16 protein-coding genes are annotated in these 21,105 nt (G+C 73.7%); 12 read left to right on the top strand and 4 right to left on the bottom strand.

The features are described from left to right. Nucleotides 1-3: 3 nt before the first annotated feature. A complete protein-coding gene (locus ACZ34W_RS11005; protein WP_465603224.1) occupies nucleotides 4-1,179 on the bottom strand; it encodes a THUMP-like domain-containing protein in 1,176 nt (391 codons plus the stop codon). Nucleotides 1,180-1,524: 345 nt separating this feature from the next. Here ACZ34W_RS11005 and groES point away from each other — a divergent pair, with 345 nt between their 5' ends. The 3 genes from groES (at nucleotide 1,525) to ACZ34W_RS10990 (ending at nucleotide 4,743) form a co-directional block, all read left to right on the top strand. Continuing rightward, complete coding sequence (gene groES / locus ACZ34W_RS11000; protein ID WP_014136232.1) at nucleotides 1,525-1,830, top strand: co-chaperone GroES; 306 nt, start codon at nucleotides 1,525-1,527, stop codon at nucleotides 1,828-1,830. Nucleotides 1,831-1,962: 132 nt separating this feature from the next. Then, a complete protein-coding gene (gene groL, locus ACZ34W_RS10995) occupies nucleotides 1,963-3,591 on the top strand; it encodes a chaperonin GroEL (RefSeq protein WP_352291288.1) in 1,629 nt (542 codons plus the stop codon). Nucleotides 3,592-3,723: 132 nt separating this feature from the next. Beyond that, entirely contained in the window at nucleotides 3,724-4,743 is a 1,020-nt protein-coding gene (locus tag ACZ34W_RS10990) for a LysR family transcriptional regulator (protein WP_465603222.1), read from the top strand. 79 nt (nucleotides 4,744-4,822) lie between these two features. Here ACZ34W_RS10990 and ACZ34W_RS10985 read toward each other — a convergent pair whose 3' ends face one another. Further along, entirely contained in the window at nucleotides 4,823-5,149 is a 327-nt protein-coding gene (locus ACZ34W_RS10985; protein ID WP_329488083.1) for a WhiB family transcriptional regulator, read from the bottom strand. A 559-nt stretch (nucleotides 5,150-5,708) separates the two neighbouring features. Between ACZ34W_RS10985 and ACZ34W_RS10980 the strand changes: the two genes are divergently transcribed. The 4 genes from ACZ34W_RS10980 (at nucleotide 5,709) to ACZ34W_RS10965 (ending at nucleotide 10,746) form a co-directional block, all read left to right on the top strand. Continuing rightward, on the top strand, nucleotides 5,709-6,320 hold the full coding sequence (locus ACZ34W_RS10980) for a response regulator transcription factor (protein ID WP_014136228.1): 612 nt from the start codon (nucleotides 5,709-5,711) through the stop codon (nucleotides 6,318-6,320). Between the two features lie 500 nt (nucleotides 6,321-6,820). After that, nucleotides 6,821-7,405 (top strand): RNA polymerase sigma factor ShbA, encoded by a 585-nt coding sequence (gene shbA, locus ACZ34W_RS10975; RefSeq protein ID WP_329492134.1) that lies wholly within the window; start codon nucleotides 6,821-6,823, stop codon nucleotides 7,403-7,405. Between the two features lie 260 nt (nucleotides 7,406-7,665). After that, a complete protein-coding gene (gene guaB / locus ACZ34W_RS10970) occupies nucleotides 7,666-9,168 on the top strand; it encodes an IMP dehydrogenase (RefSeq protein WP_329488081.1) in 1,503 nt (500 codons plus the stop codon). Between the two features lie 450 nt (nucleotides 9,169-9,618). Next, nucleotides 9,619-10,746 carry a GuaB3 family IMP dehydrogenase-related protein gene (locus tag ACZ34W_RS10965; RefSeq protein ID WP_329488079.1) on the top strand — a complete coding sequence of 376 codons (1,128 nt, stop codon included), beginning with the start codon at nucleotides 9,619-9,621 and terminating at the stop codon, nucleotides 10,744-10,746. 58 nt (nucleotides 10,747-10,804) lie between these two features. Here ACZ34W_RS10965 and ACZ34W_RS10960 read toward each other — a convergent pair whose 3' ends face one another. Beyond that, a complete protein-coding gene (locus ACZ34W_RS10960) occupies nucleotides 10,805-11,401 on the bottom strand; it encodes a hypothetical protein (protein WP_465603218.1) in 597 nt (198 codons plus the stop codon). A 252-nt stretch (nucleotides 11,402-11,653) separates the two neighbouring features. Between ACZ34W_RS10960 and ACZ34W_RS10955 the strand changes: the two genes are divergently transcribed. Then, on the top strand, nucleotides 11,654-13,591 hold the full coding sequence (locus ACZ34W_RS10955; RefSeq protein WP_465603216.1) for a serine/threonine-protein kinase: 1,938 nt from the start codon (nucleotides 11,654-11,656) through the stop codon (nucleotides 13,589-13,591). Nucleotides 13,592-13,636: 45 nt separating this feature from the next. Here ACZ34W_RS10955 and ACZ34W_RS10950 read toward each other — a convergent pair whose 3' ends face one another. Beyond that, a complete protein-coding gene (locus ACZ34W_RS10950; RefSeq protein ID WP_465603214.1) occupies nucleotides 13,637-14,185 on the bottom strand; it encodes an SHOCT domain-containing protein in 549 nt (182 codons plus the stop codon). 111 nt (nucleotides 14,186-14,296) lie between these two features. Here ACZ34W_RS10950 and ACZ34W_RS10945 point away from each other — a divergent pair, with 111 nt between their 5' ends. The 4 genes from ACZ34W_RS10945 to ACZ34W_RS10930 all read left to right on the top strand — a co-directional run bounded on the left by ACZ34W_RS10945 (nucleotide 14,297) and on the right by ACZ34W_RS10930 (nucleotide 21,000). Further along, nucleotides 14,297-15,397: a protein kinase gene (locus ACZ34W_RS10945; protein WP_465603212.1), complete on the top strand. Its 1,101-nt coding sequence runs from the start codon at nucleotides 14,297-14,299 to the stop codon at nucleotides 15,395-15,397. Nucleotides 15,398-15,556: 159 nt separating this feature from the next. Further along, a complete protein-coding gene (locus tag ACZ34W_RS10940) occupies nucleotides 15,557-17,347 on the top strand; it encodes a serine/threonine-protein kinase (protein ID WP_465603210.1) in 1,791 nt (596 codons plus the stop codon). Nucleotides 17,348-17,453: 106 nt separating this feature from the next. Further along, nucleotides 17,454-19,097: a succinic semialdehyde dehydrogenase gene (locus tag ACZ34W_RS10935; protein ID WP_465603208.1), complete on the top strand. Its 1,644-nt coding sequence runs from the start codon at nucleotides 17,454-17,456 to the stop codon at nucleotides 19,095-19,097. 100 nt (nucleotides 19,098-19,197) lie between these two features. Beyond that, nucleotides 19,198-21,000: a GMC oxidoreductase gene (locus tag ACZ34W_RS10930; RefSeq protein ID WP_465603206.1), complete on the top strand. Its 1,803-nt coding sequence runs from the start codon at nucleotides 19,198-19,200 to the stop codon at nucleotides 20,998-21,000. Nucleotides 21,001-21,105: the final 105 nt, after the last annotated feature.

Here is a 21,105-nt window from a genome sequence, read left to right as displayed (position 1 = left end):
CGCCTACGGGAGCGCCACCGGCCGGCCGAGCATCATCAGCGGGCCCTGGTCGGTGCGGCAGAGGATCACGGTGACGCTGTTCGGCCCGCTCGGCTTCAGCTGGCGGCGCAGCTCCTCCGGGGTGATCGCCATCCCCCGCTTCTTGATCACCACGGCGCCGACGGCCCGCTCGCGCAGCAGCGCCTTCAGCTTCTTGATGTGGAACGGCAGCACGTCGGTCAGCTCGAAGGCGTGCGCGTACGGGGTGGCGACCAGCCGGTCCGAGGTGAGGTAGGCGATCTTCGGGTCGATCAGCCGGCCGTGCACCCGCTCGGCCACCTCGGCGACCAGGTGGGCCCGGATCACCGCGCCGTCCGGCTCGTAGAGGTAGCGGCCGACCGGTCCGGCCGGCGGGTCGGGCAGGTCGCCGCCGGTCAGCGAGTCGCCGTGCGGCAGCAGGGTGGCGCGGTGCGGGCGGTCGGCCCCGGTGCCGAACCAGAGCACCGCCTCCTTGACGTCGCCGTGGTCGGAGACCCACTCGGCCTCCGCGTCGCCCGGCACGGCCGTGTGCGGGATGCCGGGGGCCACCTTGAGCGCGCCGATCGGGGTGCGCCGGCCGGCCTCGATCGCCCAGGACAGCGGCGGGGCGTACGCCTCGGGGTCGAACACCCGGCCGCGCGAGGTGCGGCGGGCCGGGTCGGTGAAGACCGCGTCGTAGCCGGTGACGTCGACGTCGGCGACGTCCGCGCAGCGCACCTCGACCAGGTCCGCCAGGCCCAGTGCGGCGGCGTTGGCGGCGGTCGCCGCGCAGGCCGCCGGGTCCCGGTCCACGGCGAGCACCTCGATCCCGGCCCGGGCCAGCGCGAGGACGTCGCCGCCGATCCCGCAGCAGAGGTCGGCCAGCCGCCGCACGCCCAGCTCGGCGAAGCGCCGTGCCCGCCACTCGGCGACGCTGCGCCGGGTGGACTGCTCGACGCCGTTGGGCGTGAAGTACATCAGGTCGGCGTCCGCGCCGAACTTCGCCCGCGCCCGCTGCCGCAGCCGGGCCTGCCCGAACGCCGCCGAGACCAGCTCCGCCGAGTGCTCCCGGCGCAGCCTGGTCGCCAGCGCCAGCTCCTCCTCGGGCGCGAACTCGCGCAGCTCGGCGAGCAGGGACTGCCCCTCGGGGGTCAGCAGGGGCTGCAGGTTCTCGGTGTCCACCCGCTCATTCTCCCCGGTCGGCGCGGCGGGCCGCCCGGGGCCGGCCCGCCCGGGGCGGAGGGGAGAGCGCACTGGTGGAGTGGGCCCTGATCGGACGCACGCGCGTGCGGATCATCGGCGGCGTCGTACGGGAGTGCGGCCCGGCAGCCGCCCGCGAGAACCGTTTCGGGCGCGCCGTTGGCACTCTGGTTGACTGAGTGCTAACCGCGGCCTATGGTCGTCCTTGGCACTCACCACCAGGAGAGTGCTAACGCGAAGAAGCGTGTCTGACCCCCGCGACGGCAGGCCCGTAGGTTCGCCACTACCCGTTAGACAACCCCGTAATCTCCGAAGGGGAGCTCGGACGTGACCACCAGCAGCAAGGTTGCCATCAAGCCGCTCGAGGACCGCATCGTGGTCCAGCCGCTCGACGCCGAGACCACCACGGCCTCCGGCCTGGTTATCCCGGACACCGCCAAGGAGAAGCCCCAGGAGGGCGTCGTCCTGGCTGTCGGCCCGGGCCGCTTCGAGGACGGCCAGCGTCTGCCGCTCGACGTCGCCGTCGGTGACATCGTCCTGTACTCGAAGTACGGCGGCACCGAGGTGAAGTACCAGGGCGAGGAGTACCTCGTCCTCTCGGCGCGCGACGTTCTCGCCATCATCGAGAAGTAAGCAGCACCGAGAAGTAAGACGTTCCAGCCCGCCCCGGATCCGTGTCCCAGTGACAGGGGCCCGGGGCGTGGTTGTTGGTTCACGTAGTCCGGTGGCCGGCGTGCCGGTCGCAGCCCCGAGGGAATAGGGAACATGGCGAAGATCCTGCAGTTCGACGAGGACGCCCGCCGCTCGCTGGAGCGCGGTGTCAACAAGCTGGCCGACACCGTCAAGGTGACCATCGGCCCCAAGGGCCGCAACGTCGTCATCGACAAGAAGTTCGGTGCGCCGACCATCACCAACGACGGTGTCACCATCGCCCGTGAGGTCGAGCTCGACGACCCGTACGAGAACCTTGGCGCGCAGCTCGTCAAGGAGGTCGCCACCAAGACCAACGACGTCGCGGGCGACGGCACCACCACCGCCACCGTGCTGGCCCAGGCCCTGGTCAACGAGGGTCTGCGCAACGTCGCCGCGGGCGCCGGCCCGGCCGCCCTGAAGAAGGGCATCGACAAGGCCGTCGCCGCGGTCTCCGAGCACCTGCTGTCCATCGCCCGCGAGATCGAGGGCAAGGACGACGTCGCCGCCGTCGCGTCCCTCTCCGCGCAGGACACCCAGGTCGGCGAGCTCATCGCCGAGGCGATCGACAAGGTCGGCAAGGACGGTGTCATCACCGTCGAGGAGTCCAACACCTTCGGCGTGGAGCTGGACTTCACCGAGGGCATGCAGTTCGACAAGGGTTACCTGTCGCCGTACTTCGTCACCGACGCGGAGCGGCAGGAGGCGGTCCTGGAGGACCCGTACATCCTGATCAACCAGGGCAAGATCTCCTCCATCCAGGAGCTGCTCCCGCTGCTGGAGAAGATCCTGCAGGGCGGTGCCTCGAAGCCGCTGCTGATCATCGCCGAGGACGTCGACGGCGAGGCGCTGTCCACCCTCGTGGTGAACAAGATCCGCGGCACCTTCAACGCGGTCGCCGTCAAGGCCCCGGGCTTCGGTGACCGCCGCAAGGCGATCCTGGGCGACCTGGCCACCCTGACCGGTGCCACCGTCATCTCCGAGGAGGTCGGCCTCAAGCTCGACCAGGCCGGTCTGGACGTGCTGGGCACCGCCCGCCGCGTGACCATCACCAAGGACGAGACCACCGTCGTCGACGGTGCCGGTGACACCGAGGCCGTCGCCGGCCGCGTCGCCCAGATCAAGGGCGAGATCGCCAACACGGACTCCGACTGGGACCGCGAGAAGCTGCAGGAGCGCCTGGCCAAGCTGGCCGGCGGCGTCTGCGTCATCAAGGTCGGCGCCGCCACCGAGGTGGAGCTGAAGGAGCGCAAGCACCGCCTGGAGGACGCCATCTCGGCGACCCGTGCCGCGGTCGAGGAGGGCATCGTCGCCGGCGGTGGCGCCTCCCTCGTCCACGCCGCCAAGGTGCTGGAGGGCGGCCTGGGCCTGTCGGGCGACGAGGCGACCGGTGTCGCGGTCGTCCGCAAGGCGCTCGCCGAGCCGCTGCGCTGGATCGCCCAGAACGCCGGCCTCGAGGGCTACGTCATCACCCACAAGGTCGCCGAGCTGGAGGCCGGTCACGGCTTCAACGCCGCCACCGGTGAGTACGGCGACCTGCTGAAGGCCGGCGTCATCGACCCGGTCAAGGTCACCCGCTCCGCGCTGGAGAACGCCGCGTCGATCGCCTCCCTGCTGCTCACCACCGAGACCCTCGTGGTGGAGAAGAAGGAAGAGGAGGCCGACAACGGCCACTCGCACGGCGGCCACGGCCACTCCCACTGACGCCTGATCAGTGACCGCAGGCCCGGTCCGCGCCCCTCGGGGTACGGGCCGGGCCTGCGGCGTGTGGGGCGTTTGACTCTTCAACTATCAGTTGAATTTTGCATAAAGCAAAGATTGCCTTATAACTGAGGCATGATCGAGGCCCGCCACCTGCGCGTTCTGCGTGCCGTCGCCCGCACCGGCTCCTTCTCCGCCGCCGCCCGTGAGCTGGGCTGTACGCAGCCCGCCATCAGCCAGCAGATGAAGGCCCTGGAGAAGTCCGTCGACACCCCGCTGGTGGTCCGTTCGGGGCGCGGCATGCAGCTGAGCGAGGCCGGGCGGGTGCTCCTCAAGCATGCCACCGGCATCCTGGCCGGGCTCTCCGCCGCCGAGGAGGAGGTCGCGGCGATCGCCGGACTGCGGGCCGGACGGGTGCGGCTGGTCTCCTTCCCCACCGCGAGTTCCACCCTGGTGCCGCCGACCGTCGCCCGGCTGCGGGACAGCCATCCGGGGGTGCGCGTGTCGCTGGTCGAGGCCGAACCGCCGGAGTCGCTGGCGATGCTGCGCGGCGGCGAGTGCGAGATCGCGCTGGCCTTCAGGTATCCGCAGGCCCCCGGCGGCGCGCCGACGCCCCTTCCGGCGTCCGCCCCCGGGCACGGCACGCCGCGCGAGGCGCGGGCCGAGGCCAATCTGGAGGCCCAGCAGCTCAGCGCCACCACCGACTGGTCCGACCTGGTGGTCACCCCGCTGCTCGACGACCCGATGGTCGGCCTGCTGCCCGCCGCGCACCCGCTGTCGGGGCGCGGCGACGGGCGCGAGCCGGTGGAACTCGCCGAACTGGCGGGGGAGCAGTGGATCGCGGGCTGCCCGCAGTGCCGGGGGCACCTGGTGGAACTCTGCGCGGGGGCGGGCTTCGAGCCCCGGATCGACTTCGCGACCGACGACTACCCGGCGGTGGTCGGCCTGGTGGCGGCCGGGCTCGGGGTGGCGGTGCTGCCGGGGCTGGCGCTGGAGTCGGTGCGCCCCGACGGCGTGTCGGCGGTGCCGGTGCGGACCGCCTCGGGGGCGCCGGCGGTGCGGCAGGTGGTCGCCCTGACCCTGCCGGACCTCGCCGAGGTGCCAGCGGTGGCGCTGATGCTGGAGCGGCTGGCGGGCGCGGCGGCCGGGCGCTGACCGGGCGTTCGCCCGGGCGCACCGGCGGCTCGAAGCGCCATGAAGAAACGTTTCTTCATGGCGCGGAGCGGGTGCGTGCCTAGCGCGGCAGCCCCGTCGGCGCGACCAGCGGTACTTCCACGAGGCGGTTGCGCGAGCGGCCCATCATCTCCTCGCGCTCATCCTCGGTCAGGCCTCCCCAGACGCCGTACGGCTCGCGGACGGCCAGTGCGTGCGCCGCGCATTCGGTGCGTACCGGGCAGCGCATGCAGACCTCCTTGGCGCTCGCCTCACGCGAACTCCGCGCGGCGCCGCGCTCCCCTTCGGGGTGGAAGAAGAGCGAGCTGTCCACGCCGCGGCAGGCCGCGGAGAGCTGCCAGTCCCAGAGATCGGCGTTGGGGCCGGGGAGGCGGGAGAAATCTGCCATGGCTCATTCCCTTCAGAGGCTCGCGGCCGCGGACCGGCCATCGGCGGGCGGGGCTGCACGGCACGGCGAGGCATCGATGCGCTGGTGTGGACACCTGGAAATATGACTTACGGCAACTCCATGGACAAGTCACCCACAGAGTGGCACAACAGTCAATGACCATACAAAAGCTATAAAAACGGGCAAAGTGGGCATGGAGTTCGGCGGGCGCAGACGTGGCAATCGGGTGGCCGACGGGCGCGCGACGATCCGTGCCGGTGTGCGGGTGGTGCGCCCACCGCGCGCGAGCTGCACAAAAGAGCGGCGTGTGCACCGCGAGGTAGCTGATCGGTAACGGGTTGGCCACGTACAGTGGTGGAGATGGCCCTGAAAGCCGTAACTCATTCGAGTGACGGTCGTTGGAAGTGCGGAGGCGGTTAGCGGGCGCCGGACGTCGGGAACGATCGCGGGGAAGTTCAGGCGATCGGCACGGAGTCCGTCGCCAATCGGCCGTGTCGGAGAGATTCGTACCAGCCAGGAGGCTCAACGTGACGCGGATCAGCTGCGGAGGACGACGGTCATGACTTCCGTTCTCGTTTGCGACGATTCCCCGCTCGCCCGCGAGGCGCTTCGCCGCGCGGTCGCGACCGTACCCGGCGTCGACCGGGTCACCACCGCGACGAACGGGGAGGAGGTCCTCCGCCGCTGGGTGGCCGACCGCTCCGATCTCGTTCTGATGGACGTCCGGATGCCCGGCCTCGGCGGGGTCGAGACGGTCCGGCGGCTGCTGTCCGCCGACCCGGGCGCGCGGATCATCATGCTCACCGTCGCCGAGGACCTCGACGGCGTCGCCCTCGCGGTGGCCGCCGGTGCCCGCGGGTACCTGCACAAGGACGCCTCGCGCGCCGAGCTGCGGGCGACCGTCACCCAGGCCCTCGCCGACCCGACCTGGCGGCTCGCCCCGCGTCGGCTGCGCAGCCCCGACATGGGCGCCGCGCCGACGCTGACGGCGCGTGAGATCCAGGTGCTGGAGGGCATGAGCCACGGCCGCAGCAACGCCGAGATCGGCCGCGAGCTCTTCCTCTCCGAGGACACCGTGAAGACCCACGCCCGACGGCTGTTCAAGAAGCTCGGCGCCTCGGACCGCGCGCACGCGGTGGCCCTGGGCTTCCGGTGGGGCCTGGTCCGCTGACCACCGCCGGCTCCGCCGGCTGCGGCGCGCTCGTCGCGGTTCCCCCCGCAGGGGCGTGTGACGTTACGGTCCCGAGGTTGCACCATGGAGGTGTGGAGCACCTCGGGGACCAGCGGACAGGCACTGCGGCGAACCACGGAGCCGCAGCGCATTCGGCGGACGGCGCGACGGACGGGACCACCGACGGCAGCGGGGCGGGAGGTGGCACGGTGCAGGAGGGGCCGGTGGTGCGCGACGGCGCGGTGCCCGGCGTCGCACCGCATAACGTTCCGGTGCACAACTCCGGACGCGGTGCCGCGTTTTCCCGTTCGACCAGGCACCATGGACCGATGCGTGACGACGTTGCCGGTACTCCCGGCGAGGCTGACCCGGTGGAGGCCGAGCCCTCCGGTCCGGGCCGCGGTCCGTCGTACGCGGATCTCGGTGGCGGCGAGCCGGACCACGGCTCCGGCCAGGGCCCCGAACACGGTCCCGACGACATCGGCCCCGGCCGCCCCCCGGTGCTCGGCACCGGCAGCTCCCCGTTGGTCGGCGAGCTGGTCGCGGCCGCCGTCCGGGGCGAGGGCCCGGCGATCGACGCGCTGCTCGCCTACGTCCACCCGCTGGCACTGCGCTACTGCCGCGGCCGGCTGGTCCGGCTGCCGGGCGGGGCCCGGCACCACGTGGACGACGTCGCCCAGGAGGTCTGCGTCGCGGTGCTCTGCGCACTGCCGCGCTACCGGGACCAGGGCCGCCCGTTCGAGGCCTTCGTCTACGGCATCGCCGCGCACAAGATCGCCGATCTGCAGCGGGCCGCGATGCGCGGTCCCGGCTCGACGGTCGTCCCGCAGGACGACCTGCCGGAGGTGCCGGACGAGGCGCTCGGCCCCGAGGAGCGGGCGCTGCTCAGCAGCGACGCGGCCTGGGCCAAGGAGCTGCTCTCCAACCTGCCGGCCCGTCAGCGTGAGCTGGTGCTGCTGCGGGTGGCCGCCGGGCTGTCGGCGGAGGAGACCGGCGAGATGCTCGGGATGTCGCCCGGCGCGGTCCGGGTCGCCCAGCACCGGGCGCTCAGCCGGCTGCGGGCGCTCGCGGAGGAGTCCTCCTGATCGTCCGCCCTGGTGGGGGGCCGGAATGGCCCATGGGCGGTCGGTGTTGTCAAGGGCACACGAGGACACATTCGCGGTGCCAGTACCATGGGGTATCGGCGCCTGGGCGGGTCGCCAAAGTTCCGTGGGTGCGAGCGGGGTTTCCCTGGAGGTTCCTCCAATGGCACCGAGCTTTCGGCGGCCTGAGCGAGTGAGCGATGGAGTGCGCCCCCACCCTCAGGGCGCGAGCGGATTAGGCCGGCCACGGAAGGTACCCCCAAATGTCCTACAACGCCGCAGGCGTACCCGAGAAGTTCGCGATGCTCGGGCTCACGTACGACGACGTGCTGCTGCTGCCCGGGGCCTCCGAGGTGCTGCCGAACCAGGTCGACACCTCCTCGCGGGTCTCCCGGAACGTGCGCGTCAACATCCCGCTGCTGTCCGCGGCGATGGACAAGGTCACCGAGGCGCGGATGGCGATCGCGATGGCCCGGCAGGGCGGCGTCGGCGTCCTGCACCGCAACCTCTCGGTCGAGGACCAGGCCAACCAGGTCGACCTGGTGAAGCGCTCCGAGTCCGGCATGGTCACCGACCCGATCACGGTCGGCCCGGAGACCACCCTGGCCGAGGCGGACGCGCTCTGTGCCAAGTTCCGGATCAGCGGCGTGCCGATCGCGGACGAGTCGGGTCGGCTCCTCGGCATCGTCACCAACCGTGACATGGCCTTCGAGTCGGACCGCACCCGCCAGGTCCGCGAGATCATGACCCCGATGCCGCTGATCACCGGCAAGGTCGGCATCTCCGGTGAGGACGCGATCGGGCTGCTGCGCCGGCACAAGATCGAGAAGCTCCCGCTGGTCGACGACGAGGGCCGAATCAAGGGCCTGATCACCGTCAAGGACTTCGTCAAGGCCGAGAAGTACCCGAACGCCGCCAAGGACGCCGAGGGCCGGCTGCTGGTCGGTGCCGCCGTCGGCGCCAGCGCCGAGGCGTTCGACCGGGCCCAGGCCCTGGTCGAGGCCGGCGCGGACTTCCTGGTCGTGGACACCTCGCACGGCCACAGCCACAACGCGCTGGCCTGGATCGCCAAGATCAAGGCCGCCGTCGGCATCGACGTGGTCGGCGGCAACGTCGCCACCCGTGACGGCGCCCAGGCGCTGATCGACGCCGGCGTGGACGGCGTCAAGGTCGGCGTCGGCCCCGGCTCCATCTGCACCACCCGCGTGGTCGCCGGCATCGGTGTCCCGCAGGTCACCGCCATCTACGAGGCCGCGGTCGCGTGCCAGGCGGCCGGCGTGCCGGTGATCGGTGACGGCGGCCTGCAGTACTCCGGCGACATCGGCAAGGCGCTCGCCGCCGGTGCCGACACCGTGATGCTGGGCTCGCTGCTGGCCGGCTGCGAGGAGTCCCCGGGCGAGCTGCTGTTCATCAACGGCAAGCAGTTCAAGTCCTACCGCGGCATGGGCTCGCTGGGCGCCATGCAGTCCCGCGGCCAGGGCCGCTCGTACTCCAAGGACCGCTACTTCCAGGCCGAGGTGGCCTCGGACGACAAGCTCGTCCCCGAGGGCATCGAGGGCCAGGTGCCCTACCGCGGGCCGCTGTCCGCGGTGCTGCACCAGCTGGTCGGCGGCCTGCGCCAGACCATGGGCTACGTCGGTGCGGCCACCATCGCCGAGATGGAGAGCAAGGGCCGGTTCGTCCGGATCACCTCGGCGGGCCTCAAGGAGAGCCACCCGCACGACATCCAGATGACCGTCGAGGCACCGAACTACACCAGCCGCTGACACCGCCCGACACCGAGGGACCCACCGCCACCCGGCGGTGGGTCCCTCGCGCTTGTCCGGGGTGCGGACCGGTGCCGCAGGGGCGCGCCCCGCTGCTGCCTGCCCGAGCCCCGGCCGAACCGACCCCCACCGAGCCGAAGGGGCGCGCCGGTGCCGAAAGGGAGGAGCGAGGACGACCCGGCCCGCCCCGAGCCGAAGGGGCGCGCCGGTGCCGAAAGGGAGGAGCGAGGACGACCGAGGTACGAGGGCGTTGGAGTGACGAGTGTCGGCGCCGGGTCGAGCGCCCCGGAGGCGAGCGGGCGAAGATGCGGGGGGCGTTGGAGTGACGAGTGTCGGCGCCGGGTCGAGCGCCCCGGAGGCGAGCGCGCGACCACCACGGTGTGCGGGATACTGGGGGCGGCCGGGGTGACCCGGCGGGTATGAGCAACAAACCAGAAGGGCTCGAACGAAGTGACTGAGATCGAGATCGGGCGAGGCAAGCGCGGCCGCCGGGCGTACGCATTCGACGACATCGCCGTCGTCCCCAGCCGCCGCACCCGGGACCCGAAGGAGGTCTCGATCGCCTGGCAGATCGATGCCTACCGCTTCGACCTGCCGTTCCTGGCCGCCCCGATGGACAGCGTGGTTTCCCCGCAGCAGGCCATCGCGATCGGCCGCCTCGGCGGTCTGGGCGTGCTCAACCTGGAAGGCCTCTGGACCCGCTACGAGGACCCGCAGCCGCTGCTGGACGAGATCGCCACGTTCACCGACGAGGCCGCCGCCACCCGCCGCCTGCAGGAGATCTACGCCGCGCCGATCCAGGCCGACCTGATCAAGCAGCGGATCCAGGAGGTCCGCGACTCCGGCGTGGTCACCGCCGCCGCGCTCTCCCCGCAGCGCACCGCCGAGTTCTCGAAGGCCGTCGTGGATGCCGGTGTCGACGTCTTCGTCATCCGCGGCACCACCGTCTCCGCGGAGCACGTCTCCAGCGGCGCCGAGCCGCTGAACCTCAAGCAGTTCATCTACGAGCTGGACGTCCCGGTCATCGTCGGCGGCTGCGCCACCTACACGGCCGCGCTGCACCTGATGCGCACCGGTGCGGCCGGCGTGCTGGTCGGCTTCGGCGGCGGCGCCGCCCACACCACCCGTGGCGTCCTCGGCATCCAGGTGCCGATGGCCACCGCCGTCGCCGACGTCGCGGCCGCCCGCCGCGACTACATGGACGAGTCCGGCGGCCGCTACGTGCACGTGATCGCGGACGGTGGGGTCGGCTACAGCGGCGACATCCCCAAGGCCGTCGCCTGCGGCGCCGACGCGGTGATGATCGGCGCGGCGCTGGCCCGCGCCACGGACGCCCCGGGCAAGGGCTTCCACTGGGGCATGGAGGCCGTCCACGAGGAGCTGCCGCGCGGCAAGCGGGTCAACCTCGGCACCGTCGGCACCACCGAGGAGATCCTCACCGGTCCGTCGCACACCCCTGACGGCACCATGAACCTGTTCGGCGCGCTGCGCCGCGCGATGGCCACCACCGGCTACACGGAGCTCAAGGAGTTCCAGCGGGTCGAGGTGACGGTCAACCCGGCGCTCAACCACCGCTGAGCCGCCCCGCTGTGCGGGAGGCCCCCGCCGGAACGCGTCCGGCGGGGGCCTCCCGCGTTCAGTCCCGGGCGGCCGCGCGGCGGGTGAGCAGGAAGCCGCCGATCAGCGCGATGCCGTAGAAGACGGCGTCCAGCGGGTGGCGGTCGGCGCGCCAGTGGGCGAGGGCGTCCCGGAGCAGCGCGTCGTACGGACCGGTCGGCCCGGGCAGCCGGCGGGCCTCGCCGATCAGCTGGCCGAGGAAGAGCGCGCCGGCGGCGAGCAGCGCGCCCAGCGGGGGCAGGGTGTGGCCGCGGCCGCCGAGCCGGCCGAGCGGCAGGGCGACGGCGGCGGCCGGGGCGATGGCCAGCCAGCCGACGGTGCTCGCCGCCCGCGCCGGGGCGAGACCGTAGGCCAGCGCGCCGGCCAGCATCGCGGCGACGGCGAGGGCGATCGCGACGGTGGTGCGGCCGCCCCGGCCGCCCCGGCGGCCCCGGCGCCGCCGGCCGTGCGGAGCGGGCTCGGGCGCGGGGGCGGGGTGGTAACCGGCCACCGGGGCCCCGGGCATGCCCGGGGCGACATAGCCCTCGGGGGTCTCCGGTTCCGGTGCGACGGAGTAGTGCGTGGCCGTACGCGGCCGGTCCGACCGGCCGTCAGTGCCCGGTGCGGGTGCGGTCATGGGCGTCGAATCCCCCCGGGAAAGACGGTGAGCTGCCGAACGCTAGCAGCGCCCGGGGGCGGCCGGACAGAGTTTTCGATCACAGATCGGGCACGGAGCGCCGGGGCCGTTCCGGTCCGTCTCCAGGCTGGCCGGGGGCCGGGTGGTCGCGGGCCCTCGGGACAGGGGATGATGGAGGCTTGGCGTTCGGGCCCGCGCCGGGCCGACGCGCCGTCACCTCGACCGCCAGCAGCACATGGGGGAACGTTCCGAATGACCCAGGCGCAGGGCTCCACCGGCCGCCTCCTGGCCGGACGCTACCGGCTGGACGCGGTGCTCGGGCGCGGCGGCATGGGCACCGTGTGGCGTGCCGAGGACGAGATGCTGGGCCGGATCGTCGCGGTCAAGGAACTGCGGATGAACGGCAGCGTCGACGAGGACGAGAAGCACCGGCTGATCGTCCGGACACTGCGCGAGGCCAAGGCCACCGCCCGGATCCGGCACAGCTCGGCCGTCACCGTCTTCGACGTCGTCGAGGAGGACGACCGGCCGTGGATCGTCATGGAGCTGGTGGAGTCCCGCTCGCTGGCGGACGTGATCAAGGAGGACGGGCCGCTGTCGCCCGGCCGGGCCGCCGAGATCGCGCTGGACGTGCTGGGGGTGCTCGTCGCCGCGCACGCGCACGGCATCCTGCACCGTGACGTGAAGCCGTCGAACGTGCTGATCGGCGAGGACGGCCGGGTGGTGCTCACCGACTTCGGCATCGCCAGCGTGGAGGGCGACGCCTCGGTGACCTCGACCGGCATGCTGGTCGGCGCGCCCTCGTACATATCCCCGGAGCGGGCCCGCGGGCAGAAGCCCGGGCCGCCGGCCGACCTCTGGTCGCTGGGCGGCACGCTGTACGCGATGGTCGAGGGCCGGCCGCCGTACGACCGGGGTTCGGCGCTCGCCACCCTGACGGCGGTGATGACGGAGGAGCTCGGCACGCCGTTCAACGCCGGGCCGCTGCGGCCGGTCATCGAGGGGCTGCTGGCGAAGGACCCGGCCGAGCGGCTGGACGCCTCGCAGACCCGCTCGCTGCTCAAGCGGGTGGTGGCCGACGCGACCACCCGGGCGGAGTCGACCACCGAGCACGCGATGCCGGTGAAGGCGGCCGCCGGGGAGCCCGCGGCCGACGAAGCCGGGGGAGGCGACTCCGAGGGCGGCGCCACGGCGAAGCCGACGGGCGGGGAGACCTCCCGGCGCACGATCGGCGGGCTGCTCGGCACCGTCCGGGTGGGCAGCCGGGCCAAGGACGCCGAGCCCGCCGAGGACAGCGCGAAGCCCGCCGCCGGGGCCGCCGCCGCGCCCGCGGCGGAGCCGATCCGGCCGGTGACCAGCGAGTGGACCCTCGGGGCGACCCAGGCCGCCGGCGCCGATCCGCGCAAGGGCCGGCGGCGGCTCGCCGTGGTGACCGTCGTGGTGGTGCTGCTGCTGATCGCCGGGGCGGTGGCGATGGTCCGGGCCTTCGGCGACGCCGACGGCGGCGCGGCCAACGGCGCGGGCGCCACCTCCCCGGCCGCCGTGACCGGTTCCTCTGCACCCGACACTCCGGCGGCCGCCACCGCGGGGCCCGGCAGCGCCGCGCCGGGTACGCCGGCGCCGGGGGCACCGGCCGCGACGACCCCGGCGGGGAGCGGGGCGGCTCCGGCCGAGACCACTCCGGCCGCCGCGCCCGCGACCCAGCCCGCCGCCGTGCCGCCCGCCCCGGCGGCTCCCGGCGCGGCGGTACCCGCCGGGTACCACGAGTACAAGGACCCGACCGGCTTCTCGATCGTCCTGCCGGACTGGCTGCAGCCCGCCGGCTCGGAGTCCATCCGCCGGGTCTTCAAGGGCAACGGCAGCACCCTGAAGATCGAGTGGACCACCACCCCGGGCCCGAGCGCGGTCGCCGACTGGCAGGAGTCCGAGCCGGGGCTGCGCGCCCAGGTCAGCAACTACCAGCGGGTGCAGCTGCAGGCCATCACCTACCGGGACTGGGCCAACTCCGCCGACTGGGAGTGGACCAACGGCACGCCCAGGATGCACTCGCTCAACCGGGGCTTCGTGACCGGCACTCCGGCCAAGTACGGGTACTCGATCTACTGGATCACCCCGGACGCGGACTGGGGCACGCCGGCGAGCGTGCAGGCCCGTCAGGTCGCCTTCGACACCTTCCAGCCCGCACCGTAGGCGGCTCCGCCGGCCGGGCCCGAGGCCGGGCCCGGCCGGCGGTGGTCAGCCGATCAGGCGCTGCTTGGCGCGGCTGAACTCCTCGTCGGTGAGCGCCCCCGCGGTGTGCAGGGCGGCCAGCCGTTCCAACTGGTCCAGCAGCTCGGTGCCGGAGGCGGCCGGCGCGACGGCCGGGGCGCCGGCGGGTGCGGCCGGGGACTTCGCCGCGGCCTCGCGGACCAGCCGGGCGGTGGCCCGGATCTGCTCGGCGAACACCTCGGCCTTGACCACGTCCTCGAAGCGGTGCGAGCCGGTGAGCGCGACCACCAGCAGCACCTCGCCGTTGAGCCTGCTCCGGTTGACGGTCGCGTCCGTCACCGCGGAGAGCGGAACCGGGACGGGCGGCTTGCCGTCCTTCAGGAAGAGCAGCCGCTGGGTGGTGAGGACCAGTACGCCCTTGCGGAAGTGGTCGGGGTGGCGCCCGGCCGTGGAGGCGACCGGCTTCTCGTCGGGCACGACGTTCGCCTCGACGGTGCGCAGGGCCTCGGCCCGGTTGTCACGGTTGCTGTTGCCGGCCACGTCGAAGGCCGCGTCGATCAGATCGGTCCAGTCCATGGAACGAGCGTAATGCGGTCGTCGACGCGGCCCCGTTGGGCCGGTCGCCGCGCACCCGGCGAGGTTCGGCCGGTCAGGGCCTAGGCTGGGCGGTGAGCGAGAGGAACACCCATGCGAGCGGGTCCGGGTCAGGTACTGGCGGGGCGTTACCGACTGACGGACCGTCCGGAGGCGCTGCGGGCACTCGCGGTGGACGAGCGGACGGGAGCCACCGTCCTGCTGCGCGCGCTGGAGCTTCCCGCGCTGCTGACGAGCGGTCACGACTCGGACGATCCGGACGGCCCGATGCCCGAGCAGAGCGAGCGGCTGGTCCGCCGGGTGGCCGAGGTCGGTTCGGCCGCGCCCGTGCACCCGAGGCTGCTGCAGGGCGTCGGCGCGTTCGTCGAGGGTGACCTGCTCCGGACGGTCGAGGAGTGGCCGGCCGGGGTGCTGCTGGCCGACCTGGCCGCCGCCGGACCGGTCGCGCCGTACCGGGCGGCCGAGTTGGCGGCGGACCTGGCCGGCGCGCTGCGGGCGCTGCACGAGGCCGGGCTCACGCACGGCAACCTGACCGCCGAGTCCGTCCTGGTCTGCGAGGACGGTGCGGCCCTGCTGGGCGGGCTGCTCCCGGGGGTGGCGGAGGAGGCGCTGGCGGAGGAGCTGGGCGGGCCCGGCGGCCGCCGCCGGTACGAGGTCCGGGCCACCCTGGTCGGTGCGGTGGCGGAGCGCTGGCCGCTGGACGGCGGCCCGGCCGGGGACTGCTGGGCGCTCGGCGTGCTGCTGCACCGGCTGGTGACGGGCCGCTCGCCGTACCCCGACCAGGGGGTGCCCGAGTTGGTGACCGCGGTGCGCGACGGCCGGCGGGAGCCGTCGACGGTCTGCGGGCCGCTGGCGCCACTGGTCGAGCGGCTGCTGCAGCCCGATCCGGCGCTGCGGCCGGGGGCGGAGGGGATCCGGCGGGAGCTGGCGGACCTGCTGGCGGGTGCCCCGGAGCCGGTCGACGAGGAGCGCGCGGCCCGGGCGCTCGAACTCCGGCCGGAGGGACCGCTGGTACCGCTGAACCCGCGCCGGCGCGGCCGCGGCGCCCCGCGCCCGGAGGCGGCGCCCGACGCCGGTCCGCCACCCGCCCGGAAGCCGTTGCTGCCACCCGCCCTGCTGGGCCCGGTCCTGGTCGGCGGGGTGTTCCTGCTGCTGGTGCTCGGGGTGGCCGCCGTGGTGATGTTCGCAGGCTGACGGTGCCCGCCGGGCCGCCCCCGTCCCTCCTGCGGCCGGGGGAGGTTACCGGGGGCCGGGCGGTGCGCCTAGGGTGTGCCGTGAGAGCTGTTCGAAATGTGGTCTGTACCGGGCCCTCCGTCGCGGTGACGGCAGGTGGAGGAGGGGGAGCGGTCGCCGATGGGCGTGCAGGACCGGCCGGGGACGGCCGAGGGTGAGCGGCTGCTGGCCGGGCGCTACGAGCTGGGCGACCGGCTCGGCCGGGGCGGCATGGGCACGGTCTGGCGGGCCTGGGACCGGATGCTGGACCGCGAGGTCGCGGTCAAGGAGCTGACCGTCAGCCACCTCCCCGAGGAGGAGCTGCAGATCCTGAACGCCCGGATGAAGCGCGAGGCCAGCGCCGCCGCCCGGATCAAGCACCCCGGCGTGATCACCGTCCACGACGTGCTGGAGCAGGACGGCAAGCCGTGGATCGTGATGGAGCTGGTCGACGGCCGCTCACTGGCCGATGTGATCAGCCAGGACGGCACCCTCTCGCCGCGCGCCGCCGCCGAGGTCGGCGGCCAGGTGCTGGCCGCGCTGCACCGCGGGCACCAGCTGGGCGTGCTGCACCGGGACGTGAAGCCGGCCAACGTGCTGCTGGAGCGCGGCACCGGGCGGGTGGTGCTGCTGGACTTCGGCATCGCGACCTTCGAGGGCTCGACCGAGCTGACCCGGCCGGGCGACCTGGTCGGCTCGCCGGACTACCTGGCGCCGGAGCGCGCCCAGGGCGAGCGGCCGGGCCCGGCCTCCGACCTGTGGGGCCTCGGGGCGACGCTGTACGCGGCCGTGGAGGGCGACTCGCCGTTCCGCCGGACCTCGCCGCTGACCACGCTGGCCGCGGTGGTCGGCGAGCCGCTGCCGGAGCCGCGGCGGGCCGGGGCGCTGGGGCCGGTGCTGGCCGCGCTGATGGCCAAGGACCCGGCCGAGCGGCCGAGCGCGGACGAGGCGGCCCGGATGCTGGCCGAGGTGAAGGCCGGGCACACCATGGGCTTCAAGCCCGTCGCGCCGGTCAAGACGCCCACCCAGTCGGTGCCGGTGGTCGACCGCACCGACGCGCCGGCCGGGCCGGTCCCGGCCGTCGACTCCGAGGGGCCGACCACGCCGCAGCCACCGGTACACGCCGCGGTGGACGCCGAGCGGCCGGGTACGGGGCCGCTGGGGCCCGCCGGACCGGCCGTGCTGTCCGGGGCGCACGCCGCCACGCCCATGTCGGGAGCGCACGCCGCCACCCCCATGTCGGGAGCGCACGCCGCCACGCCCACGCCGGGAGCGCACTCCGTTTCGCCCGCGCGTGGCCCGGCGAGGCGCCGGGCCGTGCTGCGGGTCGTCGCGATCGCCCTGACCGTCGCGGTGGTGGCCGCCGGGGCGACCTTCCTCGCGACCCGTGACCGGGGAGCCCCGGAGCCCGGTCCCTCCCCGACCGCCACCGGCTCCGGGACGCCGCAGCCCACCGCGTCCGGCGACACCGATCCCCCGCCCACCGGCTACCGCTGGGTGGACGACCCGGCGGGCTTCCGGTTCCCGCTGCCGGTGGCCACCCCGGCCTGGCAGCGCAGCACCGACACCGCGAACCAGATCTTCTACAGCCCGGACAACAAGACCCACTACCTCCAGTTCGCCGTCACCGTCGGCCAGTCGGTCAAGCCGCTGGAGCACCTGCGGCAGATGGAGACCACGGTCTCGAAGCTGAAGGAGTACCGCCAGCACAAGCTGACCAGCGTCCTGGTGAACGGCCACGACGCGGCGGTCTGGGAGTTCAGCTACGCGGCCAAGGAGGGCGGCCGGCGGCGGGCGATAGAGGCGGAGTTCATCGACCGCGACGGGACGGGCTACGCCATCTACCTCTCCAGCCCGGACACGGACAAGGACTGGCCGGAGGGGGAGCAGCGGTTCAACGCGGTGCTCAAGGACTTCACGCCCACCCGCTGAGCCGTCGCCCCACCGGGTCGGCGGGCTCCCGGCCGCGCCGCGGCGCGCCGACATTCTTGTTACCGACGGGTACCGAACCGGCCGCCGAGCGCCTAGGCTGCGCCCCATGACGGACCTCACAGCAGATGCCACGGTCTCCGAGCAGCCCGGCGCCGGCGCCGCGGACCGCAACCCCGCCGCCCCCGGCGGCGGCCGTACCGTCGCCACGGCCGTTCCGCCCTCCCTGGTCACCCGCCTCGCCGCCGGGGTCACCGCGGCGGGCGAGCCGGACCTGGTGGAGACCGTCGCCCCGCTGACCGGTGAGCCGCTGGCCGCCCTGCCGCGCTCGACCCCGGCCGACGTCGAGGTCGCCTACGAGCTGGCCCGGCGCGCCCAGCCGGTCTGGGCCGCGCTGCCGGTCCGCCGCCGCGCCGCCGTCCTGCTGCGCTTCCACGACCTGCTGCTCAAGCGCCAGGAGGAGGTCCTGGACCTCATCCAGGCGGAGACCGGCAAGGCCCGGCTGCACGCCTTCGAGGAGGTGCTGGCCGTCGCCATGGCGGCCCGGCACTACGGGCGCGCCGCGCACGGGTACCTGCGCGACAAGCGGCACGGCGGGGCGCTGCCGGTGCTCACCCGGGCGGTCGAGGCCCGCCGCGCCAAGGGCGTGATCGGGCACATCTCGCCCTGGAACTACCCGCTGGAGCTGTCCATCGGCGACGCGTTGCCCGCCTTCGTGGCGGGCAACGCGGTGGTCAACAAGCCGGACACGCAGACCGCGCTGACCGCGCTCTGGGCCCGCGAGCTGCTGATCGAGGCCGGGCTGCCGGCCGACCTCTGGCAGATCGTGATCGGTGACGGCCCGGTGGTCGGGCCGGCCGTCGTCGAGCACGCCGACTACGTCTCGTTCACCGGCTCCACCCGCACCGGCCGCGAGGTCGCCCAGCGCGCCGCCGCCCGGCTGGTCGGCGCCTCGCTCGAACTCGGCGGCAAGAACGCCATGCTGGTGCTCGCCGACGCCGACCTCGACCGGGCCGCCGAGGGCGCCGTCCGGGCCTGCTTCTCCTCCGCCGGCCAGCTCTGCATCTCGATCGAGCGGCTGCTGGTGCACCGCTCGGTGGCCGACGCGTTCCTGGCGAAGTTCGCCGCGCGCACCCGTGCGCTGCGGCTGGGCGGCGGCCTCGCCTACGGCGCGGACATGGGGTCGCTGGTCTCGGTGCGACAGCTGGACGCCACCACCCGGCACGTGGAGGAGGCGGTCAAGGCCGGCGCCACGGTGGTGGCCGGTGGCCGCGCCCGGCCGGACCTCGGCCCGTTCTTCCACGAGCCGACCATCCTGGACGGGGTCACGCCGGAGATGGCGGTCTGCTCCGAGGAGACCTTCGGCCCGGTGGTCTCGGTGTACCGCTTCGACACTGAGGACGAGGCGGTGGCCATCGCCAACTCCACGCCGTACGGGCTCAACTCCAGCGTCTGGACGAAGGACGGCCGGCGCGGCCGGGCGATCGCGGCGCGGCTGCGTACCGGCACGGTCAACGTCAACGAGGGCTACGCGGCGGCGTACGGCTCGGTCGGCTCGCCGATGGGCGGGATGGGCGAGTCCGGGCTCGGCCGGCGGCACGGTGCCGAGGGCATCCTGCGGTTCACCGAGGCGCAGACCATCGCCAGCCAGCGGGTGATGCCGCTCGCGCCCGCCTTCGGCCTGGACGACCGGCAGTTCGCCGCGGTGTTCACCGGCGGGCTGCGGGTCCTGAAGGCGCTGCGGTTCAAGTAGTCCCCTCCGGTCCGGCCCGAGGGCCGGACCGACCGGCGGAGCCGCCCGGCCCGGGCGCCCGGCCCCGAAGTCCGTTCGTATCCCGAAGGAGCAGTGGCACATGGTGGCGTCCCGCGACGAGGCGGACTTCGACTACGACGTGGTCGTGATCGGCTCGGGCTTCGGTGGTTCGGTCTCCGCGCTGCGGCTGACCGAGAAGGGCTACCGGGTCGCCGTCCTGGAGGCCGGGCGGCGCTTCGAGCGCGACGAACTGCCCCGGAACTCCTGGGACCTCGCCAAGTACCTGTGGGCGCCCAGGCTCGGCCTGTACGGCATCCAGCGGATCCACCTGCTGGCCAATGTGATGATCCTGGCGGGCGCCGGGGTCGGCGGCGGCTCGCTGAACTACGCGAACACCCTGTACGTGCCGCCGAAGGCGTTCTTCGAGGACCGCCAGTGGCGCCACATCACGGACTGGCAGGAGGAGTTGGCGCCGTTCTACGACCAGGCGCAGCGGATGCTCGGGGTCCGGCTCAACCCGACCGTCACCCCGTCCGACGTCCATCTGAAGGCGGCCGCCGAGAAGATGGGCGTCGGGGACACCTTCCACCTGGCCCCGGTCGGGGTCTTCTTCGGCGACGGGAAGGACTCCGACGGCGCGGTCGGGGCGGCGCCCGGCGAGGAGGTGGCCGATCCGTACTTCGGCGGGGCCGGCCCGGCCCGGCGGGCCTGCGTGGAGTGCGGCGAGTGCATGACCGGGTGCCGGCACGGGGCCAAGAACATGCTCACCGAGAACTACCTGTACCTGGCCGAGCGCGGTGGCGCCGAGATCCACCCGCTCACCACGGTGGCCCGGATCCGCGAGCACGGAGAGGGCTTCGCGGTGGACGTCCGCCGGACCGACGCCCGCTCCACGACCGACCGGGTCAAGGCGGGCGCGCGGACGATCACCGCCGCCCGGGTGGTGGTCGCGGCCGGCACCTACGGCACCCAGTCGCTGCTGCACCGGATGCGCGACGGCGGCCACCTGCCGCGGCTCTCCGCCCGGCTCGGCGAGCTGACCCGGACGAACTCCGAGGCGCTGGTCGGCGCGCAGACGACCGACCGGCGCTACGGCAGCCGGGCGGACTTCACGAAGGGCGTCGCGATCACCTCCTCGATCCACCCGGACGCGAACACCCACATCGAGCCGGTGCGCTACGGCAAGGGCTCCAACGCGATGGGCGCGCTGTCCATCATGCAGGTCAAGGGCGGCGGGAAGGGCCCCCGCTGGCTGCGCTACCTGGGCACGGCGGCCCGCCACCCGGTGACCTTCGCGCGGTCGATGAACCAGCACCGCTGGTCGGAGAAGACCATCATCGGCCTGGTGATGCAGTCGCTGGACAACTCGATCACCGTCTCGCTGAAGACCAAGGGCCTCGGCAAGGGCCAGCTGACCTCCACCCAGGGCCACGGCGCGCCCAACCCGAGCTGGATCCCGGCGGCCGAGCAGGGCGCCCAGGCGCTGGCCGCCGAGATCAACGGGTTCGCGGGCAGCACCGTCGGCGAGATCTTCGACATCCCGATGACCGCCCACTTCCTCGGCGGCTGCCCGATCGGCGACTCCGCCGAGACCGGCGTGGTCGACCCGTACCACCGGCTCCACGGCCACCCCGGGATCAGCGTGGTGGACGGTTCCGCGGTCTCCGCCAACCTCGGGGTGAACCCCTCGCTGACGATCACCGCGCAGGCCGAGCGGGCCATGTCGATGTGGCCCAACAAGGGCGAGGCGGACGGCCGCCCGGCTCCGGGCGAGGCCTACCGGCGGGTCGCGGCGGTGGCGCCGGTGCGTCCGGCCGTGCCGGCCGAGGCCTTCGGTGCGCTGCGACTGCCGCTGCTCGCCGTTCCGGTGGTGCCCAAGAAGGGTGACCCGGAAGTCTCCTGACGCTCCGCCGGTCCGAGTGGCAGCCGTGGCCGGTGCCGGTTGACAGCCGTCCGGGCACGATGGGATAAACGGGCTCCCTGGGGGGACCAGGGAGCAACCGTTCAC

The organism is Kitasatospora sp. NPDC022856 (assembly GCF_055561235.1).
Note: the sequence above shows the minus strand (reverse complement) of the source record. Positions and strands in the feature narration are given on the sequence as shown.